Annotated in this window: 20 protein-coding genes; 11 read left to right on the forward strand and 9 right to left on the reverse strand. The window is 71.4% G+C overall.

The window, feature by feature from the left end; all coding sequences use genetic code 11:
• Positions 1 to 110 precede the first annotated feature (110 nt).
• Positions 111 to 1409 carry a citrate synthase gene (locus OG206_RS21425; protein WP_327118467.1) on the forward strand — a complete coding sequence of 433 codons (1299 nt, stop codon included), beginning with the start codon at positions 111 to 113 and terminating at the stop codon, positions 1407 to 1409.
• A 509-nt stretch (positions 1410 to 1918) separates the two neighbouring features.
• Here OG206_RS21425 and OG206_RS21430 read toward each other — a convergent pair.
• Both OG206_RS21430 and OG206_RS21435 read right to left on the reverse strand, forming a co-directional pair.
• Entirely contained in the window at positions 1919 to 4408 is a 2490-nt protein-coding gene (locus OG206_RS21430; protein ID WP_327118469.1) for a heavy metal translocating P-type ATPase, read from the reverse strand.
• Between the two features lie 206 nt (positions 4409 to 4614).
• Positions 4615 to 4920, reverse strand: a complete 306-nt coding sequence (locus OG206_RS21435) for a heavy-metal-associated domain-containing protein (protein ID WP_327118471.1) — start codon at positions 4918 to 4920, stop codon at positions 4615 to 4617.
• Between the two features lie 324 nt (positions 4921 to 5244).
• Here OG206_RS21435 and OG206_RS21440 point away from each other — a divergent pair, with 324 nt between their 5' ends.
• Entirely contained in the window at positions 5245 to 6288 is a 1044-nt protein-coding gene (locus tag OG206_RS21440) for a zinc-dependent alcohol dehydrogenase family protein (RefSeq protein ID WP_327118473.1), read from the forward strand.
• A 118-nt stretch (positions 6289 to 6406) separates the two neighbouring features.
• Here the strand turns inward: OG206_RS21440 and OG206_RS21445 are convergent, their stop codons facing one another.
• Positions 6407 to 6598, reverse strand: a complete 192-nt coding sequence (locus OG206_RS21445) for a helix-turn-helix transcriptional regulator (RefSeq protein ID WP_327118475.1) — start codon at positions 6596 to 6598, stop codon at positions 6407 to 6409.
• Positions 6599 to 6809: 211 nt separating this feature from the next.
• Positions 6810 to 7736, reverse strand: coding sequence for a sugar phosphate isomerase/epimerase family protein (locus tag OG206_RS21450; RefSeq protein ID WP_327118476.1), 927 nt, complete (start codon positions 7734 to 7736; stop codon positions 6810 to 6812).
• A gap of 191 nt (positions 7737 to 7927) precedes the next feature.
• Here OG206_RS21450 and iolC point away from each other — a divergent pair, with 191 nt between their 5' ends.
• The 9 genes from iolC to OG206_RS21495 all read left to right on the forward strand — a co-directional run bounded on the left by iolC (position 7928) and on the right by OG206_RS21495 (position 20747).
• Positions 7928 to 9028, forward strand: a complete 1101-nt coding sequence (gene iolC / locus OG206_RS21455) for a 5-dehydro-2-deoxygluconokinase (RefSeq protein ID WP_327118478.1) — start codon at positions 7928 to 7930, stop codon at positions 9026 to 9028.
• A 62-nt stretch (positions 9029 to 9090) separates the two neighbouring features.
• A complete protein-coding gene (locus tag OG206_RS21460; protein ID WP_327122353.1) occupies positions 9091 to 9996 on the forward strand; it encodes a Cgl0159 family (beta/alpha)8-fold protein in 906 nt (301 codons plus the stop codon).
• 130 nt (positions 9997 to 10126) lie between these two features.
• Positions 10127 to 11011 (forward strand): 5-deoxy-glucuronate isomerase, encoded by an 885-nt coding sequence (gene iolB / locus OG206_RS21465; RefSeq protein WP_327118480.1) that lies wholly within the window; start codon positions 10127 to 10129, stop codon positions 11009 to 11011.
• A complete protein-coding gene (gene iolD, locus OG206_RS21470; RefSeq protein WP_327118482.1) occupies positions 11008 to 12945 on the forward strand; it encodes a 3D-(3,5/4)-trihydroxycyclohexane-1,2-dione acylhydrolase (decyclizing) in 1938 nt (645 codons plus the stop codon). Before iolB ends, iolD begins: the two co-directional genes overlap by 4 nt.
• A 14-nt stretch (positions 12946 to 12959) precedes the next feature.
• Positions 12960 to 14459 carry a CoA-acylating methylmalonate-semialdehyde dehydrogenase gene (locus OG206_RS21475; RefSeq protein WP_327118484.1) on the forward strand — a complete coding sequence of 500 codons (1500 nt, stop codon included), beginning with the start codon at positions 12960 to 12962 and terminating at the stop codon, positions 14457 to 14459.
• A 156-nt stretch (positions 14460 to 14615) separates the two neighbouring features.
• Complete coding sequence (locus OG206_RS21480) at positions 14616 to 15269, forward strand: DUF4291 domain-containing protein (RefSeq protein ID WP_327118486.1); 654 nt, start codon at positions 14616 to 14618, stop codon at positions 15267 to 15269.
• A 113-nt stretch (positions 15270 to 15382) separates the two neighbouring features.
• Positions 15383 to 18151, forward strand: a complete 2769-nt coding sequence (locus OG206_RS21485) for an alpha/beta fold hydrolase (RefSeq protein ID WP_327118488.1) — start codon at positions 15383 to 15385, stop codon at positions 18149 to 18151.
• Complete coding sequence (locus tag OG206_RS21490; RefSeq protein ID WP_327118490.1) at positions 18148 to 19032, forward strand: ABC transporter permease; 885 nt, start codon at positions 18148 to 18150, stop codon at positions 19030 to 19032. The genes OG206_RS21485 and OG206_RS21490 overlap by 4 nt, the downstream gene beginning before the upstream one ends.
• Positions 19033 to 19157: 125 nt before the next feature.
• Entirely contained in the window at positions 19158 to 20747 is a 1590-nt protein-coding gene (locus OG206_RS21495; RefSeq protein ID WP_327118492.1) for a vWA domain-containing protein, read from the forward strand.
• A gap of 160 nt (positions 20748 to 20907) precedes the next feature.
• Here OG206_RS21495 and OG206_RS21500 read toward each other — a convergent pair whose 3' ends face one another.
• Genes OG206_RS21500 through OG206_RS21520 form a run of 5 tightly spaced genes read right to left on the reverse strand, consistent with a single transcriptional unit; the run spans position 20908 to position 25979 of the window.
• Positions 20908 to 21222, reverse strand: coding sequence for an L-rhamnose mutarotase (locus OG206_RS21500; RefSeq protein WP_327118494.1), 315 nt, complete (start codon positions 21220 to 21222; stop codon positions 20908 to 20910).
• 17 nt (positions 21223 to 21239) lie between these two features.
• On the reverse strand, positions 21240 to 22325 hold the full coding sequence (rhaS, locus tag OG206_RS21505) for a rhamnose ABC transporter substrate-binding protein (RefSeq protein WP_327118496.1): 1086 nt from the start codon (positions 22323 to 22325) through the stop codon (positions 21240 to 21242).
• Positions 22326 to 22382: 57 nt separating this feature from the next.
• On the reverse strand, positions 22383 to 23423 hold the full coding sequence (locus tag OG206_RS21510) for an ABC transporter permease (RefSeq protein ID WP_327118498.1): 1041 nt from the start codon (positions 23421 to 23423) through the stop codon (positions 22383 to 22385).
• The gene (locus OG206_RS21515; RefSeq protein WP_327118500.1) at positions 23407 to 24459 is read right to left on the reverse strand and encodes an ABC transporter permease; all 1053 of its coding nucleotides are present in this window, start codon (positions 24457 to 24459) and stop codon (positions 23407 to 23409) included. The genes OG206_RS21510 and OG206_RS21515 overlap by 17 nt, the downstream gene beginning before the upstream one ends.
• The gene (locus OG206_RS21520; protein WP_327118502.1) at positions 24456 to 25979 is read right to left on the reverse strand and encodes a sugar ABC transporter ATP-binding protein; all 1524 of its coding nucleotides are present in this window, start codon (positions 25977 to 25979) and stop codon (positions 24456 to 24458) included. The genes OG206_RS21515 and OG206_RS21520 overlap by 4 nt, the downstream gene beginning before the upstream one ends.
• Positions 25980 to 26091 lie beyond the last annotated feature (112 nt).

A 26091-nucleotide genomic window follows, 5' to 3' on the forward strand; every position in this document is an offset into this window, starting at 1 on the left:
GCCAGTAGGTCCAATGGACGACCCCGAGTGCACTCTCCTGAGCCAAATGGGGGAGGGTGGAGACAGTCAGGGCACCTCGAAGAAGAGGCACTACGTCGGTGAGGGATGACGTGAGCGAGCACACCAACAACGCTGTAGTACTGCGGTACGGCGATGACGAGTACACCTACCCGGTGATCGACAGCACCGTCGGCGACAAGGGCTTCGACATCGGGAAGCTCCGGGCCAACACCGGCCTGGTGACGCTGGACAGCGGATACGGCAACACGGCCGCCTATAAATCCGCCATCACCTACCTCGACGGCGAGCAGGGCATCCTGCGGTACCGGGGCTACCCGATCGAGCAGCTCGCGGAGAGCTCGACGTTCCTCGAGGTCGCCTACACGCTGATCAACGGTGACCTTCCCAAGGTCGACGAGCTGTCGGCCTTCAAGAACGAGATCACCCAGCACACGCTGCTGCACGAGGACGTCAAGCGCTTCTTCGACGGCTTCCCGCGCGACGCCCACCCGATGGCCATGCTGTCCTCGGTCGTCAGCGCGCTGTCCACCTTCTACCAGGACAGCCACAACCCGTTCGACGAGGAGCAGCGTCACCTCTCGACGATCCGGCTGCTGGCCAAGCTCCCGACGATCGCGGCGTACGCGTACAAGAAGTCGATCGGTCACCCGTTCGTCTACCCGCGCAATGACCTCGGCTACGTCGAGAACTTCCTGCGCATGACGTTCTCGGTGCCCGCCCAGGAGTACGTGCCGGACCCGGTCGTCGTCTCGGCGCTCGAGAAGCTGCTCATCCTGCACGCGGACCACGAGCAGAACTGTTCGACCTCCACCGTGCGCCTGGTCGGCTCCTCGCAGGCGAACATGTTCGCCTCGATCTCCGCGGGCATCTCCGCCCTGTGGGGCCCGCTGCACGGCGGCGCCAACCAGTCGGTCCTGGAGATGCTCGAGGGCATCCAGGCCAACGGCGGCGACGTCGACTCCTTCATCCAGAAGGTCAAGAACAAGGAGGACGGCGTCCGCCTGATGGGCTTCGGCCACCGGGTGTACAAGTCCTTCGACCCGCGCGCCAAGATCATCAAGGCTGCCGCGCACGACGTGCTGTCCTCGCTCGGCAAGTCCGACGAGCTGCTCGACATCGCGCTCAAGCTGGAGGAGCACGCGCTCTCCGACGAGTACTTCGTCTCGCGCAACCTCTACCCCAACGTGGACTTCTACACGGGTCTGATCTACCGCGCCATGGGCTTCCCGACCGAGATGTTCACCGTGCTCTTCGCGCTCGGCCGCCTTCCCGGCTGGATCGCCCAGTGGCACGAGATGATCAAGGAGCCGGGATCGCGCATCGGCCGCCCGCGCCAGATCTACACCGGCGAGGTCCTGCGCGACTTCGTCCCGGCCGAGAGTCGCTGAATCCCGCTCGCCTGAGCCGCTGCCGTACCCGGCCGATCCGGCCGGCATCCTTCGCCCCGCGTACCGCGCCCGACTTTCGGAGCGCGGTGTCGGGGCGATTCGGCGTTCGTGGAACCTGTGGTCCGGGGGTGGAGCGGCGCGTACGCCTGCATGCGGAAAAACGCCCCGCCTGCCGATCCCCCCACGGGTCGACGGACGGGGCGTTTTCCATATCCCGGAGCGGATTCCCCCCACGGGATCCGGCCGGGCGTCTGAAGGGAGCCTGAACTCCGTTTGTTCTGCCGGTGACGCGTATTCAGTTCTGTCCTGCTGTGCGGCTGCCGGGGTACGTACGGGAGGGCCGCTCAAAGCTCCCCGGTGCACGTGCCCCGGCCGGCGATCGCCAGGAGCGTCCCCCAAGACACTCCATCGGACGTCCCCCAAGACATCCATGACATCGCACTCTTAGACTCACCAACCCATCAGATGGTTACCCTCGAATCGGTGTGATCTAAGTCTCTTTGTAGAAATTATGTGAAGGAGCGCAACCTCAGACTGTTCGTCACGACGAACACCGACGAAAACGCCATCGCCGCACCCGCGATCATGGGGCTGAGCAGCCCGAACGCAGCCAAAGGCAGTGCGGCCACGTTGTAGCCGAAGGCCCAGAAGAGGTTGCTTCTGATAGTCGACAGAGTACGCCGTGACAGCCGGATGGCGGCAGTGGTCACCTTGAGATCTCCACGAACCAGTGTGAGATCGCCCGCCTCGATCGCCGCATCGGTCCCCGTACCCATGGAAAGGCCCAGGTCGGCGACCGCGAGGGCGACGGCGTCGTTCACCCCGTCACCGACCATGGCGACGGAACGGCCTTCCGCCTGGAGGCCCCGCACGACCTGTGCCTTGTCCTCGGGCAGGACCTCTGCGTGGACCTCGTCGATGCCGACCGCGCGGGCCACGGCCTCTGCGGCCGCCCGGTTGTCGCCCGTCAGAAGGATCGGCCTCAGCCCCAGCGCGCGCAGCTCCGTGACGGCCTCGGCGCTGCCCTCCTTCACCGTGTCGGCGACCTCCAGCACCCCTCTCGCCCGGCCGTCCCATGCCACGGTGACGGTGGTGCTGCCCTGTCCTGCGGCGTCCGCCAGCGCCGCGGCCAGTGACGGTGACAGGGCGATCCCGGCGTCGGCGAGGAGCCGCGGCCGGCCGGCCAGCACGTGGTGGCCCTCGACGACGCCCCGCACGCCGAGGCCGGGAACGCTGGTGAAGTCCACCGGAGCGGGGAGCGCCCCGCCGGTACGGGCGGCCGCTCCGGCGGCGACGGCGCGGGCCACGGGGTGCTCGGACGCGTGCTCGAGGGCGCCCGCGAGCCGCAGTACTTCGGCCTCGGTCGTGCCGGGTTCCGTGTGGACGCGTCCCAGGGTCATCCGGCCGGTGGTGACCGTGCCGGTCTTGTCGAGGACGATCGTGTCGACCCTGCGGGCGGTCTCCAGCACTTCGGGCCCCTTGATGAGGATGCCGAGCTGTGCGCCGCGTCCGGTGCCCGCCATGAGGGCGGTGGGGGTGGCGAGTCCCAGGGCGCAGGGGCACGCCACGATCAGGACGGCGACCGCCGCGGTGAACGAGGCCGTGACGTCGTCTGTGACGAGGAGCTGGGCGACCAGGGTGGCCAGGGCGATGAGCAGCACCACGGGGACGAAGACGGCCGAGATGCGGTCCGCCAGGCGCTGGGCGGAGGCCTTGCCGTTCTGGGCGTCCTCGACGAGCCGGGCCATGCGGGCGAGCTGCGTGTCGGAGCCGATCCGGGTGGCCTCGACGACCAGTCGCCCGGACGCGTTGAGCGTGCCGCCCGTGACGGAGTCGCCCGGGGCGGCGTCCACGGGGACCGACTCCCCGGTGAGCATGGACGTGTCGATCGCGGAGCGTCCCTCGACGACGGTGCCGTCGGTGGCGATCGTCTCCCCGGGCCGTACGACGAAGCGGTCACCGACGAGGAGGGCGTCGACGGGGACCCGTACCTCCGTGAGCTCCGGGGCGGAAGCCTCGTGCGGTGAGGCCTCCTGCCGGGGCGTCGTGTCCGTCGGGGTACCGGGGTTCGCCTCCGCTGCTGCGCGCTGGGCTCCGGGGCGGTCTGCCGCCCGGGGGCGGAGGACCGTCACGTCCTTGGCGCCCAGGTGCAGCAGTGCGCGCAGGGCGGCACCCGCCTTCCGCTTCGACCGTGCCTCCAGGTAGCGCCCCAGCAGGAGGAAGCCGGTGACTCCGGCCGCCACCTCCAGGTAGATGGTGGCCGAGGGATCGGACCGGGAGACGGTGACGTCGAAGGCGTGCCGCATGTCCGGCATACCGGCGTCGCCGAGGAACAGGGCCCACAGGGACCAGCCGAAGGCGGCGAGCGTCCCGATCGACACGAGCGTGTCCATCGTTGCCGCGCCGTGCCGCAGGTTGGCCCACGCGGCGCGGTGGAAGGGCAGCCCGCCCCAGACGACCACCGGGGAGGCGAGGGTGAGGGAGAGCCACTGCCAGTTGTCGAACTGCAGTGCGGGGATCATGGCCATCAGGACGACCGGGACGGCGAGCGCCGCCGAGACCAGGAAGCGCTGCCTGAGGGCTGCGAGAGCTCCGTCGGCCGCCGTGTCGGAGGCGTCCTCGGGCGGGATCGCGCCCGCGGCGGCGGTCGTGTCCTCGGACGCGCTGTCCTCGCCGTCCCGGCGGGCCTGGTCGGCTCCTGGAGCGGCATCCTCCCCGGCTGTCGGGGGTGGGGGCGGAGGCGCCGGGGCCGGGCGGACCGGACGGGCCGTGTAGCCCGTCTTCTCGACGGTGGCGACGAGGTCTTCGAGCGCGGTTCCTGCGCCGAAGGAGACGCGGGCCTTCTCGGTCGCGTAGTTGACGGTGGCGCTGACCCCGTCCATCCGGTTGAGTTTCTTCTCGACGCGCGCCGCGCACGAGGCGCAGGTCATCCCGCCGATCGTGAACTCGGTCTCGGAGGTCTCCTCCGCGGGGGCCTCGGATGCCGTGGTGCCGGCCATGTGCGGACTCCTGGGTCGAGCGGTCGTGCCGTTCCCCACCAGTATCTGCTGACCGGGTGGAGGAACGGCCCGACGGAGGTGCGGGTACGGGGGTGCCGCGGGCATGAGTGGGCGGGGCGCGATCCCCGGGTGCGGGACTGTCGCGGCCGCCCGGTGGTCCCGGGCGCGGCGGTGCGGTCCGCGGGTGCGTGACCGTCCCGGTGCGGTCAGGCGCGGCCGACGAGCTCGTAGCCCGCCTCGTCGACAGCGGCGCGCACCGCTTCCTCGGTGAGCGGGGCGGCCGAGGCGACCGTGACCCGCCCGCTTCCGGCCTCCGCCTTCACGGAGGTGACGCCCTCGATCCCGGAGATCTCCTCGGACACGGCCCCCTCGCAGTGGCCGCAGGTCATGCCCTTCACCTCGTACACGGTGGTGACGCCGCCCACCTGGACGTCGGTCGTGCCGTCCTGGCAGGAACCGGTGGACGAGCAGCAGGAGCCGGCGGCCCTGGGGGTCTCGGTCTCGGCGGTCATGACGTTCTCCTCTTCGCAGGCACACTGGACGCAGCAGGTGGGGCGCGAGGGGGCGCCGGGGGGCGCGGTGCGCCCACCTGCACGGCCAAGTATACCCCTAGGGGGTATTAAGGGCGATCGCTGGTCACTCCACCGTGCGTGTCGCAGGCCAGGGGTTCGGGATAGCGGTGGATCACCGACTTCAGTCCCCCGACGTACGCCGTCCGCTCGCGACAGGATCGCGGCCGGGGCGTAGATTCCCCGGGATCGGCGATCCGGACGGCGCGATCGGGACGGCGCGATCCGGACGGGCACGATCCGGACCAACCACGGGAGGCGGGGCGGATGCGGGCAGTGGTTTTCGAGGAATTCGGACAGGAGGCCCGCGTGCGGGATCTCCGCGACCCGACGGTCCCGGACGGGGGTGTCGTGGTGCGCGTCGGTGCCACGGGGCTGTGCAGGAGTGACTGGCACGGCTGGATGGGGCACGACCCCGACATCGTCCTCCCGCACGTGCCCGGGCACGAACTCGCGGGAACGGTCGAGGCGGTGGGCGCCGGTGTGCACAACTGGCGTCCGGGTGAACGGGTCACCGTGCCCTTCGTCTGCGCATGCGGCCGGTGCGCCGCGTGCGCGGCGGGCGCGCAGCAGGTCTGTGAGCGGCAGACCCAGCCGGGCTTCACCCATTGGGGATCCTTCGCCGAGTACGTGGCGCTGGAGCAGGCGGACGTGAATCTGGTCGGCGTGCCCGACGAGATGTCCTTCGCCACCGCGGCGGGGCTCGGATGCCGGTTCGCCACGGCGTTCAGGGCGGTGGTCCGACAGGGGCGGGTGGCACCTGGGGAGTGGGTCGCCGTGCACGGCTGCGGTGGGGTCGGGCTGTCAGCGGCGATGGTCGCGGTCGCGTGCGGAGCGCGGGTGGTGGCGGTCGACGTCTCGCCGCAGGCACTGGAGTTGGCGCGGGCGTTCGGCGCGGCGGAGTGTGTGGACGCTTCCGCGTACCCGTCCGGAGCGGACGAGGCCGTGCGTGACCTGACCGGCGGCGGCGCACATCTGTCGCTGGACGCGCTGGGCTCGCCCGTCACGTGCGCCGCCTCGGTGCGGAGCCTGCGCCGGCAGGGGCGGCACGTCCAGGTCGGGCTGCTGCCGTCGGCGGGAGGTGACCCCGTCGTGCCCATGGCGCGGGTGATCGGGCTGGAGCTGGAGATCCTCGGCAGCCATGGCATGGCGGCGCACGACTATCCGCCGATGCTGGACATGGTGCGGGCGGGGGTCCTGCGGCCGGATCTGCTGGTGACCTCCACCATCGCCCTGGACGCGGCCCCGGCGGCGCTCGCGGCTATGGGCGGCGCCCCCGGGGCGGGCGTGACGATCATCGAGCCGTCGTAGCCGAGTCTGCCGTCGAGCGGGCGGACGGGGCGGCGGACAGGGGCGGAAGCGGGGGAGCAGCGGACGGGCGGCCGGGAAGCGCCGTTCCGGCGAGAGGCGCCCGCGCTCAGGCGCCGTCTCAACGGCCCCGGTTGCTGGGGCGGGACGCGATCCACGCGAGGACCGTGTCCACGTACCAGTAGGGCTTCCCGTTCCGTACGTCGTCGGGAGGCGGGAGGAGGCCATGCTTGCGGTACGAGCGGATCGTGTCCGGCTGGACCTGGATGTGTGCCGCAATGTCCTTGTACGACCAGAGCGCTCTGTCCGTCATGAATGACACCTCTCCGTACGTCGGTTCGCCTCTGCTCCGTGAACGAGAGCGCCGCATACGGGGCAGGGGGCGTCGCCGGCCCGTGACAGAGGTCGAGCAGAACGCGGACATACGTGACAGAGGAGTGACTGCTGAGGCGAGAGCGGGTCAAGGGGCGCGGCGCGCCGCTCCGGGGCCCGGAGGGACTGCCGGGCTCAGGGGGCGGGCCGGTTCAGGAGGAAGGCCGTGCGGGTCCGCAGCCTCTGAGGAACTCGCGGGTCCGGCGGGCGATGGGGAGCGGTTTGTCGGGCGGGCAGGGGTACATGTCCTGCTCGACGATGGCGAACAGGTCGGTGCCCAGGGCGCGTGCCGCGTCCAGTACCGGCTCCAGCGGGGGTACCCCGCCGGGGGGTTCGCACATCACCCCGCGGGCGACGGCCGGACCGAAGGGAACCTCGTCCGCGACGACATCGGCGAGTACCACCGGATCGACCTGCTTGAGGTGCAGATACCCGATCCGCTCGCCGTACGTCTCGATGAGCTTCACGCTGTCGCCGCCGCAGTAGGCGTAGTGGCCGGTGTCCAGGCAGAGGGAGACCAGGTCGGGGTCGGTGGCGTCGAGGAAGCGGCTGACGTTCTCCTCGGTGTCGACATGCGTGTCGGCATGCGGGTGCACCACGATCCGCAGTCCGTAGTGGTCCCGCACCTCGCGGGCCAGGCGTTCGGTCTGGGCGGTGAGGTCCCGCCACTGCCCGGCGGTGAGCGTGCGGTCCTCCAGCACCTCTCCCGTCTTGTCGTCACGCCAGAAGGAGGGGATGACGACGAGATGCCCGGCCCCCATCGCCCGGGTGAGTGCGGCGATGCCCGCGACATGCTCCCAGGTCCGGTCCCAGACCGCGGGGCCGTGGTGCAATCCCGTGAAGACGGTGCCCGCGGAGACGGAGAGGCCGCGCCTGGCGGTCTCGTCCGCGAGACGGGCGGGATCGGTCGGGAGGTAGCCGTACGGGCCGAGTTCGATCCACTCGTAGCCCGCCTCGGAGACCTCGTCGAGGAAACGCTCCCAGGGCACCTGCAGCGGATCGTCGGGGAACCACACCCCCCACGAATCGGGTGCCGAGCCGATGTGGATGCGGGTCGGAGAGGGTACGGAGGAGGTCATATCGCCCACCCTCCAGCCCTCGGCAGGGAGTGTCAAGGCTTCGTCCTTATGTCCGGACAAAGTGTTGACAGAGCGTCGGGTCAGGGCTAGACCTGGGAGTCGGCCGCCCGGCGAGCAGCCGGTTCCCAGGCTGAGTGCCGGGCCCTCCCCGGACGAGTACCGGGCCGGAGCACCGGGTCGAAGGGATGCGTATGCCTGAGCCGTACGACGTGATCACCATGGGCCGGATCGGGGTGGACATCTACCCGCTGCAGACCGGTGTACCGCTGGCCGACGTCGAGACCTTCGGGAAGTTCCTGGGCGGCTCGCCGGCCAACGTGGCGGTGGCCGCGGCCCGGCTGGGACGCCGGGCGGCCGTGATCACGAGGACGGGCCGGGACGCCTTCGGTGACTATCTGCACCAGGCACTCCGGGAGTTCGGGGTGGACGACCGGTGGGTGAGCGCGGTGGCGGAGTACCCGACCCCGGTCACCTTCTGCGAGATCTTTCCACCGGACCGCTTCCCCCTCTACTTCTACCGGCAGCCGAAGGCACCCGACCTGGAGATCGACGGCGACGAACTCGACCTGGACGCCGTGCGTGACGCCCGCGTGTTCTGGATGACCGGCACCGGTCTCTGCGCCGAGCCCAGCCGGACCGCGACCCTCAGCGCCCTGCGGGCCCGCAGCACGGCAGCCGCGTCGGAGGACCCGCCGGGCCGTGCCCGTACCACCGTCTTCGACCTCGACTGGCGCCCCATGTTCTGGGACCCGGCGGAGCACGGCTCCGCCGCACCCGCCCGCTACCGGGAGGCGCTCGCCCACGCCACGGTCGCCGTCGGGAACATCGACGAATGCGAGATCGCCACCGGTGAACGCGAACCGCACGCGGCGGCCCGTGCCCTGCTTGCCGCCGGTCCGGAACTGGCCGTGGTCAAACAGGGGCCGGACGGAGTACTCGCCGTCCACCGCGACGGCACGACCGCCGAGATCCCGCCCCTCCCGGTCGACGTCGTGAACGGGCTGGGAGCCGGGGACGCGTTCGGCGGCGCGCTCTGTCACGGGCTGCTCTCCGGCTGGGACACGGAACGCGTGATGCGGTACGCCAACGCCGCAGGGGCCATCGTCGCCTCCCGCCTCGCCTGTTCGTCGGCGATGCCGTTCCCCGGCGAGGTCGAGGCGGCGCTGTCCGCCGGTGCCGTGGCCGCACCCGACCCCACGCGGACGGGACCAGCGGGAGCCGCGGTGCCGCTGGGGGCCACCGCGGACTCCCGGACCACAGGAGTCGCGGCACCCCCAGGAGACGCACAGTGACCCCGCCGACCCCGCCCCAGTACCCGCCGACCCCGCCCCAGTACCCGCGGACCCCGACCCCGGTGCCCTCCCCTGCGCAGCCCTCGCCCGCCGCCGCCGGCGTGGCGGATCTCGTCCGGCTGCGCGCACGACATCCCGAAGCCGTCACGGAGGCCGCCGAAGCCCGCCGCCGGCGCCCGCTCCTGGGGCCCACCGGCCGTCTGATGATCATCGCCGCGGACCACCCCGCCCGCGGCGCCCTCGCCGTGGGCGACGACGAACTCGCCATGGCGGACCGATTCGACCTGCTCGAACGCCTCTGCCTCGCGCTGTCACGCCCAGGGGTCGACGGCGTGCTCGCGGGCGCCGACGTCCTGGAGGACCTGCTGCTCCTGGGCGCGCTGGAGGACCGGGTGGTCATCGGTTCCATGAACCGCGGGGGACTCGCCGGCGCAGCCTTCGAACTCGACGACCGTTTCACCGGCCTCCGACCCGTCGACCTCTCCCGGCGGAGCTTCGACGCGGGCAAGCTGCTCCTGAGGATCGACCACGACGACCCCGGTTCCCTGGACACCCTGCACACCGCCGCCCGCACGGTGAACGCCATGGCCGCCCACCGGCTGCCCGTCTTCATCGAGCCGTTCCTCTGCCGGCGCACCCCCGGGGGTATCCGCACCGACCTGGGGGCCACGGCCGTCACGACGTCGATCGCCATCGCCTCGGGGCTGGGCGGCACGTCGGCGTACACCTGGCTCAAGGTCCCCGTCACGGAGAACCCCGACGACATGGAGCGGGTGATGCGGGCCTCCACCCTCCCCGCCGTCCTGCTCGGCGGCGAGGTCGCGGAGGACCCGGACACCGCGTACGAGCGATGGCGGGGCGCGCTGCGGCTGCCGACCGTCCAGGGGCTGGTCGTCGGACGGTCGCTGCTCTATCCCGCCGACGGCGACGTGGCAGGCGCGGTCGACACGGCCGTGGGACTTCTTTGAAACCTCCCCCTCGTGAACGAGGGGGATACCTGGCTCACTTCGCCTGACGCCTGGCAGGTGGCAGGGCTTACAAGATCAGCACCAGCCGGGTCAGGTGAACGCGGCCTGACGGGCGGGTAGGGATGAGGCCATGACGACGCCCGACGAGAAGCAGCGCTACCACCTCAGGTCCGGCCACGCCGCGCGCGGTCCGTATGCCCTCGACATCGACCCGGAGCGGGCCGGGTGGGACCGGTCGAGTCTGCGTGTGCTGGAACTCGAGCCGGGTGGTGTTCATAGCCTGGTAACCGGGGAGAGCGAATGGATCGTTCTGCCGTTGTCCGGTGGCTGTACGGTGCAGGCGGCAGGTGAGATCTTTGAACTGCTGGGCAGGGACAACGTGTTCAGCGCAGTGAGCGATTTCGCCTATGTCCCACGCGACGCACGCGCCCAGATCGCCTCCGGCGCAGGAGGCCGCTTCGCCCTGGCAGGAGCGAAGTGCGAGCGACGACTCCCCGCTCGCTACGGTCCCGCGCCGGAGGTACCGGTCGAACTGCGCGGTGCGGGTGTCTGCTCGCGCCAGGTCAACAACTTCGCCGCGGCCGACACCTTCGACTGCGACCGCCTCATCGCCGTGGAGGTGCTGACCCCCGGCGGCAACTGGTCCTCCTACCCCCCGCACAAACACGACGAGCACCTGCCCGGTACCGAGGCGGAACTCGAGGAGATCTACTACTTCGAGGTCGAGGGCGACGGCCTCGGCTACCACCGGGTCTCGCCCTCCCGGGCGGGCGGCGCGGACGTGCTCGCCGAGATCTCCACGGGCGACGCCGTCCTCATCCCCGACGGCTGGCACGGCCCGTCCATCGCCCCGCCCGGCCGCACCCTGTACTACCTCAACGTGATGGCCGGCCCGGGGGAGCAGCGCGAGTGGCTCATCCGCGACCACCCCGACCACCGCTGGGTCCGGGACACCTGGCCCGGGCAGCCCGTCGACCCACGACTGCCCTTCCACGGCCAGGAGGCCGCCCGGTGACGACCCCACGCCGCACGTCCGACAAAGCCGCGCACACCCGCGGACTCACCACCGCGCCCACCCGCAGGCTCACCACCGCGCAGGCCCTGATCGCCTTCCTCGCCCAGCAGTTCACCGAGCGCGACGGCCGGCGGCACCGCCTGATCGACGCCACCTGGGGCATCTTCGGCCACGGCAACGTCGCCGGCATCGGACAGGCCCTCGTCGAGTGCGGCCACGCGATGCCCTACCTCCAGGGCCGCAGCGAACAGGCCATGGTGCACGCCGCCGTCGGGTACGCCCGCCAGTCCGGCCGGCTCTCCGCCCATGCCGTCACCACCTCCATCGGGCCAGGCGCCACGAACCTCGTCACCGGCGCCGCCCTGGCGACCGTCAACCACCTGCCCGTGCTGCTCCTGCCCGGGGACACCTTCGCGTCGCGTCCCGCCGACCCCGTGCTCCAGCAGCTCGAAGTGCCGCACAGCGGTGACGTGTCGGTCAACGACTGCCTGCGCCCCGTCTCCCGCTACTTCGACCGGATCACCCGTCCCGAGGCGCTGATCCCCGCCGCCCTCCAGGCCATGCGCACGCTCACCGACCCGGCGGCCACGGGGGCGGTCACCCTCGCGCTGCCGCAGGACGTGCAGGCCGAGGCGTACGACTGGCCCGCCGAGTTCTTCGCGCCCCGCGTCTGGCACGTCCGCAGGCCCGCCCCTGACCCGTTCGAGCTCGAGCAGGCGGTCAGGGCGGTTCGCGCCGCACGCCGTCCCCTGATCGTCGCGGGCGGCGGTGTCCACCACAGCGCGGCCGAGGAGACGCTCGCCGCGTTCGCCGCCTCCACCCGCATCCCCGTCGCCTCCACCCAGGCGGGCAAGGGGTCCCTGCGCCACGACCATCCCGCCGACGTGGGCGGCATCGGTCACACCGGCACCGCCACGGCCGACGCACTCGCCCGCGAGGCCGACCTGGTCATCGGCGTCGGCACCCGCTACACGGACTTCACCACGGCCTCCGGCACCCTGTTCGCCGACCCGGCCGTCCGCTTCCTCAACCTCAACATCACCGGCTTCGACGCCCACAAGCTGTCGGCCCTCCCCCTCGTCGCGGACGCCCGGACCTCCCTCGAAGCGCTCGGCGAGGCCCTCGGAGCCCGGGGGTACCACGTCGACCCCGCCTACGAGACCGGCTACACCGACGCCAAGGAACGCTGGGAGCGGCGCGTCGACGCCGCGTACGCCGCCGACGACGAGGACGCCCGGCCCACCCAGGCCCAGGTTCTCGGCCTGCTCGACGAGCTGGTCACGGAGGACGACATCCTGGTCAACGCGGCCGGCTCGCTCCCCGGCGACCTCCACAAGCTGTGGCGGACCCGTTCCCCGCGCCAGTACCACCTCGAATACGGCTACTCCTGCATGGGCTACGAGATCCCGGCGGCCCTCGGGGTGCAGCTCGCCGCCCCCGGCCGTCCCGTCTGGGCGCTCGTCGGCGACGGCACGTATCTGATGAACCCCACCGAGATCGTCACCGCCGTGCAGGAAGGGCTCCCCATCAAGCTCGTCATCCTGCAGAACCACGGCTACGCGTCCATCGGCGGCCTCTCCGAGTCCGTCGGTGCCGAACGCTTCGGCACCGCCTACCGGCACCGCACCGGCGGCGGCGGGTTCACCGGCGCCCCGCTGCCCGTGGACCTCGCGGCCAACGCGGCGTCACTCGGCATGCACGTACTGAGGGCCGGGTCGGTCGGCGAGTTGCGCCGGGCCCTCGCCGAGGCGCGTAGCGCGGACCGCCCCACTTGTGTCTACGTAGAGACCGAAACGGCAGACACAGTGTCGGGGCCTCCTCCGGCACAGGCGTGGTGGGATGTTCCCGTAGCCGAAACCGCGACCCGCCCGTCGGCGGTCGAGGCCAGGAAAGAGTACGACCGGCAGATCGCAGCCCGACGCCGCCACCTGTGAAGGAGACCACCGTCATGAAGACCGTCAACCACTGGATCGGTGGCAAGACCGTCGAGGGCACGTCGGGCAACCACGGTCCGGTCACCGATCCCGCGACCGGCGCCGTCACCACCCGGGTCGCGCTCGCCTCCACCGAAGAGGTCGACGCCGCGGTCGCCGCAGCGAGGACCGCGTACGAGAGCTGGGGCACCTCCTCGCTCTCCGCGCGCACCGCCGTCCTCTTCCGCTACCGCGCCCTGCTCGACGCCCGCCGCGACGACATCGCCGCGCTGATCACCGCCGAGCACGGCAAGGTGCACTCCGACGCTCTCGGCGAGGTCGCCCGGGGCCTGGAGATCGTCGAGCTGGCCTGCGGAATCACCACGCAGCTCAAGGGCGAGCTGTCCACCCAGGTCTCCAGCAAGGTCGACGTCTCCTCGATCCGCCAGCCGCTCGGAGTGGTCGCGGGCATCACACCGTTCAACTTCCCGGCCATGGTGCCGATGTGGATGTTCCCGCTGGCCATCGCCTGCGGCAACACCTTCGTCCTGAAGCCCAGCGAGAAGGACCCGTCGGCCGCCAACCTGCTGGCCGAGCTGGCCGCCGAGGCGGGCCTGCCCGACGGTGTGCTCAACGTCCTGCACGGTGACAAGGTCGCCGTCGACGGTCTCCTCGCCCACCCGGACGTGGCCGCCGTCTCCTTCGTCGGTTCCACCCCCATCGCCCGTTACATCCACGCCACGGCCTCCGCCAACGGCAAGCGCGTCCAGGCGCTCGGCGGCGCGAAGAACCACATGCTGGTCCTCCCCGACGCGGACCTCGACGCCGCGGCCGACGCCGCTGTGTCGGCCGCGTACGGCTCCGCCGGTGAGCGCTGCATGGCCATCTCGGCGGTCGTCGCGGTGAGTTCGATCGCGGACGAGCTGGTGGCCAGGATCCGCGAGCGCGCCGAGAAGATCAAGATCGGTCCCGGCGCGGACCCCACCTCCGAGATGGGCCCGCTGATCACCGCCGCCCACCGGGACAAGGTCGCCTCCTACGTCACCGGGGCCGCCGCGCAGGGCGCCGACGTCGTCCTGGACGGCACCGGGCACACGGTCGAGGGCTTCGAGGACGGCCACTGGATCGGCCTGTCCCTCCTGGACAACGTCTCCACCGACTCCGACGCCTACCGCGACGAGATCTTCGGTCCCGTCCTGTGCGTCCTGCGCGTCGACACCTACGAGGACGGCGTCGCCCTCATGAACGCGTCGCCCTTCGGCAACGGAACGGCGATCTTCACCCGCGACGGTGGCGCGGCCCGCCGCTTCCAGCTGGAGATCGAGGCGGGCATGGTCGGCGTCAACGTGCCGATCCCGGTGCCGGTCGGCTACCACTCCTTCGGCGGCTGGAAGGACTCCCTGTTCGGCGACCACCACATCTACGGCAACGACGGCGTGCACTTCTACACGCGCGGCAAGGTCGTCACCACCCGCTGGCCCGACCCGGCCGACGCCCCCGCCGGCGTGGACCTCGGTTTCCCCCGCAACCACTGACCGCCTCCCCGGCCTGCGACCCCCGTTCCCCTCACGGACGGGGGCCGCAGGCCTGCCCGCGACATGCAAGCGGGGTGCACGGCCGGGCCGCCGTCCGCGCCGGCCGCAGCCGAAAACCCGTGGCCCGGGGCACGGCGTCCGGCCCATCCTGGGGCCATGACCGCACCGCACCGGGAGATCCGCGCCCGGCACACCGCCGACACGCTCACCGTCTACCAGGCCTACTCGCCCGCCATCGGTGTCCCGGCAGCCCGCGAAGGACGGTTCCCGGCGGCCTGGAAGCGCGACCGCATGACCTGGATCAAGCCGAGCTTCCTCTGGATGATGTACCGCTGCGGCTGGGGCACGAAGGAGGGCCAGGAGATGGTGCTCGCCGTCGAGATCACCCGGGACGGCTTCGCCTGGGCGCTGGAGAACGCCGAACTCTCCCATTACGTCAGGGGAGTGCACCCCGACCGGGCTGCCTGGCAGCGCGCTCTGCGCCGCAGCCCCACCCGGGTGCAGTGGGACCCCGAGCGCGACCTCCGCCTGAACCCGCTGCCGTACCGTTCCCTCCAGCTCGGGCTCGGCGGCGAGGCGGCACGGCGGTACGCGGACGAGTGGCTGGTCTCCGTGCGCGACGTCACGCCGCTCGCGCACGACATCCACGGCCTCGTCGGAGCCGGGCGGCACGACGAGGCCACCGCGCTGCTTCCCCGGGAAACGCCCTACGACCCGGGCTGCACCGTGCCGGACGGGCTGGCGAACTCCCACGTCAGCATGGCGAACACCCCCTGGTCGCCCGCACCCGCCGAAAGGCGCCGTTCGTGAGCACGGCGTACCGCGTACGGAGTACGGGCCTGCGCGGCGTACCTCTCAGGGAGGCCGGTCAGCTCACCCTGGCGGCTTCCCGGGGCGCCGCGTACTCCGTTTAGGGTCGGGTCATGGACCACTCGACTTCCCGGTGGCGGCACCGGCTGCCCCGTACCCCAGGCCGGTGGGCCGCGGTCGTCGCCGCCCTCGCCGTACTCGTGGGCGCCGGTACCTGGACCGCCGCGGCCGACGACGACGGCGAGCCGTCCGTGTACCGGCACGACCGCATGATGAGGATGAACGGGGTGTCCGTCGACACCTCGTACTTCACGTCCGGCGGCTCGCAGCGCAGGCCCGCCGTCCTCATCGGGCACGGCTTCGGCGGCAGCAAGAACGACGTACGCGCCCAGGCCGAGAAGCTGGCCGCCGACGGCTACGCCGTCATGACCTGGTCCGCCCGGGGCTTCGGGAGGACCAGCGGCGAGATCACGCTCAACGCGCCCGACGGCGAGGTCAAGGACGTCTCGGGCCTCATCGACTGGCTGGCGGACCGGCCCGAGGTCGAGCTCGACAAGAAGGGCGACCCCCGGGTGGGTGTCACCGGCGCCTCCTACGGAGGGGCGGTGTCCCTCCTCGCCGCCGGGTACGACAAGCGCGTCGACGCCATCGCGCCCGTGATCAGCTACTGGAACCTCGCCGACGCGCTCTTCCCGGACGGTGTGTTCAAGAAGCTCTGGGCGGGGATCTTCGTCACGTCCGGTGGCGGTTGCCAGAGGTTCCAGAAGCAGTTGTGCGACATGTACGAGCGGGTCGCCGTCAGCGGCAAACCGGACGCCGCGGCGCGCGCACTGCTGACGGAACGTTCCCCCGTCGCGGTCGCCGACCGCATCGACGTGCCCGCGCTCATCGTCCAGGGACAGAGCGACTCGCTCTTCCCGCTCGGCCAGTCCGACGCGATGGCCAGGGCCATCGGCTCCAACGGCGCACCCGTCTCGGTCGACTGGATCGCCGGCGGACACGACGGCGGGGACGACGAGGGCGATCGCGTCCAGGGCCGGGTCGGTGACTGGTTCGACCGGTATCTGAAGCAGGACAAGGGCGCCGGTACCGGCCCCGGATTCCGGGTGACCCGCACCGGAGGCGTCGACTCCACCGACGGCGCCGCCCTCAAGCGCGGCGCGAGCAGCGCCACCTATCCCGGACTGACCGGCGGCGGCCGCGAGATCCCCCTGACCGGCGCCCCGCCGATGCCCGCCACGGGCGGCGGCCCTGCCACCGGTGGGCAGGACGCTCAGCGGGGCGACGGCCGTGCCGCCACCACCGGTGGCGGACGGAGCGCCGCGGCGGGCGGCGCGACGCAGACGTTCCGCAACCCGGCCGGGGCGAGCCCGCCCTCCATCTCCGCCGTCCCGGGCGTCGGCGGCGGCCTCTCCCAGCTGTCGTCCCTCGGCGTCGGGCTCTCGGCCGACTTCCCCGGGCAGTACGCCCGCTACGAGTCCGCGCCGCTGGACAGCGCCGTCCGCGTCACCGGTTCGCCCACCGTCCGCGTGAACGTCAAGGCGGACCAGGGCGACGCGGTGCTGTTCGGCAAGGTGTACGACGTCTCACCGGACGGGAAGCAGCAGGTACTCCCCTCCCAGCTCGTCGCCCCCTACCGGATCACCCCCGGCCGGCAGGGCAAGCCGGTCGAGCTGACCCTGCCCGCCGTCGACCACGAGGTGGACGCCGGACACCGGCTGCGGCTCGTGCTCTCCGCCACCGACCTCGGCTACGCCTCACCCGCCGAGCCCGCCACCTACACCGTCTCCCTCGACGGACCGCTGACCGTCCCCACGGCACCCGCAGTGAAGACCGCCTCGGCCGTCCTGCCCTGGTGGACCTGGGGGCTCCCGGCCGCGGCGGTCGTCATCGCCGCCGTCCTCCTGCTCACCGCACGCCGTCGCACCACGACACCCGCACCGGACCCCGCGCTCGCGGACGTACCGCTGCAGATCACGGACCTGTCCAAGAAGTACGCCAAGTCCGTGGACCGGTACGCCGTCCGCGACCTGGGTTTCCGTGTCGAGAAGGGGCAGGTCCTCGGCCTCCTCGGACCCAACGGCGCCGGCAAGACCACCACGCTGCGCATGCTGATGGGACTCATCACCCCCGACTCCGGCGAGATCCGGGTCTTCGGCCACGCCATCCGCCCCGGGGCACCCGTGCTGTCCCGCGTGGGGTCCTTCGTCGAAGGCGCGGGCTTCCTGCCCCACCTGTCCGGCCGCTCCAACCTGGAGCTGTACTGGCAGGCCACCGGCCGCCCGGCCGAGGACGCGCACATCGACGAGGCCCTGGAGATCGCCGGACTCGGCGACGCCCTGGCCCGTGCCGTGCGCACCTACAGCCAGGGCATGCGGCAGCGGCTCGCCATCGCCCAGGCGATGCTCGGCATGCCGGACCTCCTCATCCTCGACGAACCGACCAACGGCCTCGACCCGCCCCAGATCCGCGAGATGCGCGACGTCATGATCCGCTACGCGGCCGGTGGCCGCACCGTGATCGTGTCCAGCCACCTTCTGTCCGAGGTCGAGCAGTCCTGCACCCACCTCGTGGTCATGGACCGCGGCCGGCTGGTCCAGGCCGGTCCGGTCGCCGAGATCACCGGGTCCGGGGACATGCTGCTCGTCACCACCGCGGCCGAGGTCGCCGAGCCGCTCGTGGACAAGGTGGGCGCCCTGCCGGGCATCGGCTCCGCCGTGCGCGTGGACGACGGCCGTGGTCTGCTCGTCCGCCTCGACGGCGCCGGCGCCGCCCAGCTCGTCGCCGACCTGGTCCGTCTCGACGTGCCGGTGACGGGCGTCGGGCCGCACCGCCGCCTCGAGGACGCCTTCCTCACCCTCATCTCCCAAGGATCCGCATGAGCTCCGCAACAGAGATCCGGGCGCTCCCGGAGGCCCCCGGCTACCGTGCCCGCCGCACCCTGCCGCTGCGGGTGGAGGCGATGAGGCAGCTGCGCAGGCGACGCACCCTGCTCATGGGCGGGGTGCTGGCCGCCCTGCCGTTCATCCTCGTCATCGCCTTCGCGATCGGGGGCACCCCGGGCGGCGGCGAGGGCGGGGGAGGCGGCTCCCGGATCAACCTGATGGACGTCGCCACGGAGTCGGCGGCGAACTTCGCGGCGACCTGCCTCTTCGTCTCCGCCGGCTTCCTGCTGGTCGTACCGGTGGCCCTCTTCTGCGGGGACACCGTGGCCTCCGAGGCGAGCTGGTCCTCGCTTCGCTACCTCCTCGCGGCCCCGGTGCCCCGCTCGCGGCTGCTGTGGAGCAAGCTCGTCGTGGCCCTCGGCTTCAGCCTGGCCGCGATGGTGCTGCTGCCGCTCGTCGCCCTCGGCGTGGGGGCGGCGGCCTACGGCTGGGGGCCGCTGAAGCTGCCCACCGGGGGCGCGCTCACCACCGCGGACACCGTGCCGAGGCTCGCGCTCGTCGTCGCCTTCGTCTTCGTCTCCCAGCTCGTCACCGCGGGACTGGCGTTCTGGCTGTCGACGAAGACGGACGCACCGCTGGGCGCGGTGGGCGGTGCGGTCGGTCTCACGATCGTCGGCAACGTCCTGGACGCCGTCACGGCACTCGGCACCTGGCGTGAATTCCTGCCCGCTCACTGGCAGTTCGCCTGGGCGGACGCGCTCCAGCCCGATCTCGAATGGGGCGGGATGGCGAAGGGCGCAGCCGTGTCCATCACCTATGCCCTGATCCTGTTCGCCCTGGCCTTCCGGGGGTTCAGTCGTAAGGACATCGTGTCCTGACGTTGACGTTCCGCCACGTCATCGGCGGCCGTTGCGCCATCGAGACTGTTCCGCAACGCTTCCGACGACTCCACGGGGCCTCCCCGCACGTCACATTCACAGATGTCGACGACGTGGGGGTACGCATGGAACGCGGGACGAGGACGAGGACGTACGGAGGAGCACTGGCCCTGCTCCTGGGCGCGGCTCTGATCACCGGCTGCGCGGGGTCGAGTCCGGACGGGGCCGAGTCGTCCGTCGACCGGTCGACCGGCAGCGGCGGGCCGGCCGGCGGCAAGCAGCCCCCGCCCGCCGCGCCGGAGCAGCGGGAGGACGCGGACGGGGCGGCGAAGGACAGCGGCACCCGGGAGAGCGTGGCGCCCGACTACCTGTCGACGTTCGCACTCGACGTGGACACCGCCAGCTACGGGTACGCGCGCCGTACCCTCGGCGACGGGCAGCTGCCCGCGCCGGACACGGTGCGCCCCGAGGAGTTCGTCAACAGCTTCCGCCAGGGCTACCGGACGCCGAAGGGCAACGGCTTCTCCGTCACCGTCGACGGAGCCCGGCCCGGCGCGGGGGCCACCGACTGGTCGCTCGTACGCGTGGGGCTGGCCACCGGGCCCGCAGCGGCCACGGGTGAACGACCGCCCGCCGCACTGACCTTCGTCGTCGACATCTCCGGATCGATGGCCGAGCCCGGACGTCTCGACCTCGCCAGGACCTCGCTGGGCATCCTCGCCGACGAACTCCGCGACGACGACTCCGTCTCCCTGGTCACCTTCAGCGACGAGGCCGAGACCCGGCTGCCCATGACCCGGTTGGGGGGCAACCGCACGAAGGTGAGGGATGCCATCGAGGAGATGCGGCCCGCCGACTCCACCAACGTCGCGGCCGGTGTCGAACGCGGCTACGACGAGGCGGTCGAAGGCCACCGCAAGGGCGCCACCAACCGGGTGGTCCTGCTCTCCGACGCGCTCGCCAACACCGGCGAGACCGACGCCGACGCGATCCTGGAACGGATCGGCGACGCACGCGAGGAGTACGGCATCACGCTGTTCGGCGTGGGCGTCGGCAGCGACTACGGCGACGAGCTGATGGAACGCCTGACCAACAAGGGCGACGGCAACACCACTTACATCGCGGACGAGTCGCAGGCCAGGAAGGTCTTCGTCGACCAGCTGCCCGCCCACCTCGATCTGCGCGCCCGGGACGCCAAGGCCCAGGTGGCGTTCGACCGCGGGACCGTCCAGCAGTTCAGGCTGATCGGCTACGAGAACCGGAAGGTCGCTGACGAGGACTTCCGTGACGACGGCGTCGACGGCGGCGAGGTCGGCCCCGGCCACACGGTGACCGCGCTCTACGCCGTGCGGCTCCGAGCGGGTGCCTCCGGGCATGTGGCGACGGCGACGGTGCGCTGGCTCGACCCGGGGACGAGGGAGGCGCACGAGGCGACCGGCTCGGTGAAGACCGGCGCGGTCGACGGAAAGCTCTGGGGCGAGGCCGGCGCACGGCTCCAGGTGACGGCGGTCGCCGCCTACTTCGCGGACACCCTGCGCGGCGGTGACCTGCCCGGCACGCCCGCGCTCGGTGAACTCGCCGAGCGGGCACGGACACTGGCCGTTTCCACCGAGGACAGCTCGGTGCAGAAGCTCGCGACGATGATCGAGCAGGCGGACCGGCTGAGCAACGGCGACGAGCCGCCGGGGCGCGGGAACGAGGGCGAAGTCGGCTGACACCGCGGGCCCGGGCCCGGCGGGGGACCGTCCCCGCCGGGCCGGCTCGCGGGACGCAGGCGGCTCCCGGCATCACGGTCACGACGGCGCCCTGGCTGCCGGGGAGGGCAGCCAGGGCGGCGGTGGTGCCGGCCGGCGAGGTGCGGTCCGGCCGGTGGCCCTACGCCAGGTGGAACACCTCGGTCAGCGGGAGCATCGCCTCGTCGGCGGCCTCCGGCTGCTCGAAGAAGGCGGCCATGTCCCGCTGCCACCGCGCGTTGACCTCCGTCGCCGCCATCGCCTCGCGGGCGGCGTGGAAGTCCTCCGTCTCCAGATAGCCGACGAGCAGGCCGTCCTCGCGCAGGAACAGCGAGTAGTTGTGCCAGCCGGCCTCCGAGAGGGCTTCGAGCATGTCCGGCCACACCTCGGCATGACGCTCACGGTATTCGGCGGTGCGGTCCGCACGGACCTTCAGCAGAAAGCAGACGCGCTGCATGGAGAGGAGCCCCTCGCTCAGAAGTCGAACGTGTCGATGTTCTTGGCGTCGAAGACGGTCGGCTCGCCGAGGATGACCTCACCGTCCTTGCCGACGGTGTACTCACCGAGCTTGCCCGCCTTGAACGTCTCGCCCTCGGCACCGGTGATCTGCCCCGACGCCAGGGCCGCGGCGGCGTAGGAGCCGAGGTAGCCGAGCTCCTCCGGGTTCCAGAGCGAGAACTGCTCGACGGTGCCGTCCTTGACGTACTTGCGCATCTGGTTCGGCGTGCCGAGGCCGTTGAGGACGACCTTGCCCTTGTACGACGAGTCGCTCAGGTAGCGCGCGGCGGCGGCGATGCCCACCGTCGTGGGGGAGATGATGCCCTTGAGGTCCGGGTAGGCCTGCATCAGGCCCTGGGTCTGCTGGAAGGACTTCTGGTCGGCGTCGTCGCCGTACGCGACCTTCACCAGCTGCATGCTCTTGTACTTGGGGAGCTTCAGCTCCTCCTTCATGAACTCGATCCAGGTGTTCTGGTTCGTCGCGTTCTGCGTCGCGGACAGGATCGCTATCTTGCCCTTGTAACCGATCTGCTCGCCCAGGTGCTGGACCAGGCTGCGGCCGATCTCCTCCGAGCTGGCCTGGTTGATGAAGAGCTGGCGGCAGTCCTTTGCCGTGTCGGAGTCGTAGGCGACGACCTTGATGTCCTTCTTCATGGCCTGCTTGAGCGGACCGCACACCGCGTTCGGGTCGTTCGCCGCGACGAGGATCGCGTCCTGACGCTGCTGGATGAGGGTGTTGATGTAGGAGACCTGCGAGGACGCGTTCGCGTCGGACGGACCGACCTCCTTGCCCGTGCCGCCGTACTCCTTCGCCGCGGCGATGCCCGCCTCGTCGACGATCTTCTCGTACGGGTTGTTGATCTGCTTCGGCAGGAAGGCGAGCTTGAGCCCCTTCTTCAGCGGGGCGTCCGGGTCGGCCTTCGCGGAGCTGCCGGTCTTCGCACCGCCGCTGTCCTCGCTGTCCTTCGTGGTGCCGGAGCAGGCGGTCAGGGCGAGGGCCAGGGAGACGGCGGTGGCTGCGGTCGCGACGGCGCGGCGCCCAGCGGCATTGCGGAGCATCATGGCGGCGTGTGCCTTTCGGAGAAGGAGCTGAGAGGTACCGAGCGAAGGGGGAGGGGGTTACGGCTGGGGCGAGGGGGTGTTCGCGGCACGCCTGTGCCGGCGTTCGACGACCGCGGCGATGACCCGCGGCGTGAGGACGGACGCCACGAGCAGCAGACCGGTCACGATCACCTGCACCTCGTTGGCGATGTCGTTGAGCGTGAGCAGGTTCTTCAGCACGCCGATCAGCAGGACCCCGGCGACCGCGCCGAAGAGCGTGCCCTTCCCGCCGTCGAAGTCGATTCCACCGAGCAGGACGGACGCGATGACCAGCATCTCGAAGCCGAGTCCGTTGTCCGCGCGGGCACTTCCGTACCGGAGGGTGAAGACGACCCCGGCGAAGGCGGAGAACAGCCCCGTCACGACGAAGAGCAGCAGCTTGATCCGCTTGACCCGGATGCCCGCGAAGTACGCGGCCTCCTCCTGCGCGCCGATCGCGAAGAGCGAGCGGCCGAGCCCGGTGGCGTGCAGTACGACGGCCGTGATCACGGCCAGGACGGCGAAGAGCACGACCGGATAAGTGAGGAAGGTCCCGGGGACCGTCGTCGTGTCGACGGCCCAGTCGGCGTACGTCTGCGGGAAGTCCGTCACCGCGTCGCTGCCGAGTGCCACGGAGGCGAGACCACGGTAGAGCGCCAGCGTTCCGATGGTGACGGCCAGGGAGGGCAGTCCCACCCTGGTGACGAGCCAGCCGTTGAGGAGGCCTCCGGCGACACCCACCAGGAGCACCACCGGCACGATCATCTCGAACGCCCAGCCCGCCTCCCACAGCGCACCGGTCAGCGCACTGCCCAGGCCCAGCATGGACGCCACCGACAGGTCGACCTGGCCGGCGACGACGAGCAGGGTCATCGGCAGGGCGATGAGGGCGACTTCGGCGATGTCGTTGAAAGCGAACGCGAGGTTCTCGCCGGAACCGAAGCCCTCCGTGGTGCCCAGCCCGACGACGAGGACCGCCACCAGCAGGACACCGACGGCGGTGTCCCAGCGCAGCGCCAGGCCGCGTGCGAGCGAGGCCCGCGCGGCGGGAGCCTTCTTTGTCTCAGGCGCCGTGGTCATGACGGGCGCTCCTCTTCCTCAGTGCGGCGGTCATCCGCAGGTTCACGATCCGGTCGACGCTGATGGCCAGCAGCAGGAGCGCGCCGGTGATGGCGCCCTGCCAGAAGGAGTCCACCTTCAGTACGACCAGGACGCTGCCGATGGTGGTGAGCAGCAGGGCGCCGAGCGCGGCACCCCAGACGGTCCCGGTGCCGCCGGTGATCGCGACACCGCCGACGACGACGGCGCTGACGACGGTCAGTTCCCAGCCGTGCGCGTTGTCCGCGACGACGGTGCCGAAGCGGGCCAGCCACAGGGCACCGGCGAAGCCGGCGACCGCCCCGGAGAAGGCGTAGGCGGCGAGCACCCGGCGGCGGATCGGGATGCCGGCGAGCCGGGCGGCCTCGGGGCTCGACCCGATCGCGTACAGCTCGCGCCCCGAGCGGTAGCTGCGCAGGAAGTACGCCGTCGCGGCGAGCAGGACCACCGCGAGCAGCGGCAGGTAGGGGATACCGAGCACGCTGCCGCTGCCCAGCCCCAGGACGGCGTCCGGCACGTCGGAGGCGCTGATCTGTTCGCCCTGCGCCCACCAGTAGTCGACGCCCTGGATGATGTAGAGCATGCCCAGGGTCACGACGAGCGCCGGAACCCTGCCGAAGCTGACAAGGGCTCCCGAGACGAGCCCGCAGACCACACCGATGGCGATGCCCAGCAGCATCACCGTCACCACCCCGTGCTCGCTGCCCGCCACGAACTTGCCGCAGGCGAAGGCGGACAGGCCGACGACGGAGCCGACGGACAGGTCGATGTTCCGCGTGATCACCACGGCGGACTGACCGACCGCGAGGAGCACCAGGATCGACGCGTTGAGCAGCAGGTCCTTGATGCCCTGGTCGGAGAGGAAGCGTGGGTTGGCGAGGTACGTGCCGAGTACCAGCAGCACGAGGGCGCCCGCGATGGAGATCTCGCGCGCCCGGAAGACCGTGTCCACGAGCGAGGACGCGCTCCGCTCGGGCGCCTTCACGGTGTCCGGGGGACTCCCGATGGTGGTGGTCATGCCGCTGCCCTCTCGTTGCGTCCGGTGGCCGCCGCCATGACCGACTCCTCGGTGGCGCCCTCCCGCGGTATCTCCGCCACGAGCCGGCCCTCGTGCATCACGAGCACGCGGTCGGCCATGCCGATGACCTCGGGGAGGTCGGAGGAGATCATCAGGACGGCGAGGCCGTCTGCCGCGAGCGAGGACAGCAGCCGGTGGACCTCGGCCTTGGTGCCGACATCGATCCCGCGGGTCGGTTCGTCGACGATCAGCACGGCGGGGCCGGTCGCCAGCCACTTGGCCAGCACGACCTTCTGCTGGTTGCCGCCGGAGAGCACGCCCACGGTGTCGGCCAGCCGGTTGTACTTGAGCTGGAGACGTACGGCCCAGTCGGCGGCCCGGTCGTGTTCCAGGGCCCGGCTGACGAGTCCGCGCTTGCGGACCTCGCCCAGGCCGGTGAGGCCGATGTTGCGCTCGATGGACATATCCATGACCAGTCCGCGCTGACGGCGGTCCTCGGGTACGAGCGCGAGGCCGGCGTCCATCGCTGCGGTGGGCGAGCCGGGGCGCAGCACCGTGCCGCCCACCTTCACCTCGCCGGCGTCGGCACGGTCGACGCCGAAGACCGCCTGGGCGACCTCCGTCCGGCCGGCGCCGACGAGCCCGGCGAGCGCGACGATCTCGCCGCGGCGGACGTCGAACGACACATCACGGAAGACGCCTTCGCGGGTCAGCCGGTGCACCGACAGGGCGACCTCGCCGACCTCGGCGTCCTGCTTCGGATAGAGGTCGTCGAGGTCACGGCCGACCATCCTGCGGACCAGGTCGTCCTCGGTGAGCCCGTCCAGCGGTTCGGAGGAGATCCACCGTCCGTCGCGCAGGGTGGTGACGCGCTGGCACAGTTCGAAGATCTCGTCGAGGCGGTGCGAGATGAAGAGCACCGCCGCGCCCTCCGACCGCAGCGCGCGGACGACGGCGAAGAGCCGTGCGGTCTCGCTGCCGGTCAGGGCCGCGGTCGGTTCGTCCATGATCAGGACGCGGGCGTCGAAGGAGAGCGCCTTGGCGATCTCGACGATCTGCTGGTCGGCGATCGACAGGCCGCGGGCCGGCCGGTCCGGCGCCAGATCGACGCCGAGCCTGCGCATCAGGCCCGCGGTGGTCTCGTGGACGGCCCTGCGGTCGATCCTGCCCAGCGTCCGCCGGGGCTGCCGGCCCATGAAGATGTTCTCGGCGATGGACAGGTCGGGGAAGAGCGTCGGCTCCTGGTAGATGACGGCGATGCCGGCATCCCGCGCGTCGGCCGGGCCGTGGAAGACGACGCGCTCCCCGTCGAGGAGCACCTCGCCGCTGTCCGGCCTGTGCACTCCGGCGAGGGCCTTGATCAGGGTCGACTTGCCTGCGCCGTTCTCACCCGCGAGCGCGTGCGCCTCGCCGGGGAACAACTGCAGGGAGACGTCCTGCAGGGCCCGTACGGCACCGAAGGACTTGCTCACGCCCTTCAGGGCCAGGACCGGGGCCGGGTCCGGGGCGGACTGGTTCATGGGAGCTCCTCAGCGGTGGCCTGGTCGCTCCACGCGCCGTGAAAGGTTTCAATGAGGTTGCTCGGAAGCTAAACGGGGATTGCGGGCACAGTCAATGGGTTGATGGCGAGAA

It is taken from the genome of Streptomyces sp. NBC_01341, from assembly GCF_035946055.1.
In the GTDB taxonomy this organism is placed as follows: domain Bacteria; phylum Actinomycetota; class Actinomycetes; order Streptomycetales; family Streptomycetaceae; genus Streptomyces.

What these genes read in the sequence shown, in the direction of transcription:
- OG206_RS21430 (WP_327118469.1), bottom strand. Translation starts at nt 4,408, where the DNA reads ATGGCCGGCACCACGGCATCCGAGGCCCCCGCGGAGGAGACCTCCGAG.
- OG206_RS21435 (WP_327118471.1), bottom strand. Translation starts at nt 4,920, where the DNA reads ATGACCGCCGAGACCGAGACCCCCAGGGCCGCCGGCTCCTGCTGCTCG.
- OG206_RS21440 (WP_327118473.1), top strand. Translation starts at nt 5,245, where the DNA reads ATGCGGGCAGTGGTTTTCGAGGAATTCGGACAGGAGGCCCGCGTGCGG.
- OG206_RS21445 (WP_327118475.1), bottom strand. Translation starts at nt 6,598, where the DNA reads ATGACGGACAGAGCGCTCTGGTCGTACAAGGACATTGCGGCACACATC.
- OG206_RS21450 (WP_327118476.1), bottom strand. Translation starts at nt 7,736, where the DNA reads ATGACCTCCTCCGTACCCTCTCCGACCCGCATCCACATCGGCTCGGCA.
- iolC (WP_327118478.1), top strand. Translation starts at nt 7,928, where the DNA reads ATGCCTGAGCCGTACGACGTGATCACCATGGGCCGGATCGGGGTGGAC.
- iolB (WP_327118480.1), top strand. Translation starts at nt 10,127, where the DNA reads ATGACGACGCCCGACGAGAAGCAGCGCTACCACCTCAGGTCCGGCCAC.
- OG206_RS21475 (WP_327118484.1), top strand. Translation starts at nt 12,960, where the DNA reads ATGAAGACCGTCAACCACTGGATCGGTGGCAAGACCGTCGAGGGCACG.
- OG206_RS21480 (WP_327118486.1), top strand. Translation starts at nt 14,616, where the DNA reads ATGACCGCACCGCACCGGGAGATCCGCGCCCGGCACACCGCCGACACG.
- OG206_RS21485 (WP_327118488.1), top strand. Translation starts at nt 15,383, where the DNA reads ATGGACCACTCGACTTCCCGGTGGCGGCACCGGCTGCCCCGTACCCCA.
- OG206_RS21490 (WP_327118490.1), top strand. Translation starts at nt 18,148, where the DNA reads ATGAGCTCCGCAACAGAGATCCGGGCGCTCCCGGAGGCCCCCGGCTAC.
- OG206_RS21495 (WP_327118492.1), top strand. Translation starts at nt 19,158, where the DNA reads ATGGAACGCGGGACGAGGACGAGGACGTACGGAGGAGCACTGGCCCTG.
- OG206_RS21500 (WP_327118494.1), bottom strand. Translation starts at nt 21,222, where the DNA reads ATGCAGCGCGTCTGCTTTCTGCTGAAGGTCCGTGCGGACCGCACCGCC.
- rhaS (WP_327118496.1), bottom strand. Translation starts at nt 22,325, where the DNA reads ATGATGCTCCGCAATGCCGCTGGGCGCCGCGCCGTCGCGACCGCAGCC.
- OG206_RS21510 (WP_327118498.1), bottom strand. Translation starts at nt 23,423, where the DNA reads ATGACCACGGCGCCTGAGACAAAGAAGGCTCCCGCCGCGCGGGCCTCG.
- OG206_RS21515 (WP_327118500.1), bottom strand. Translation starts at nt 24,459, where the DNA reads ATGACCACCACCATCGGGAGTCCCCCGGACACCGTGAAGGCGCCCGAG.
- OG206_RS21520 (WP_327118502.1), bottom strand. Translation starts at nt 25,979, where the DNA reads ATGAACCAGTCCGCCCCGGACCCGGCCCCGGTCCTGGCCCTGAAGGGC.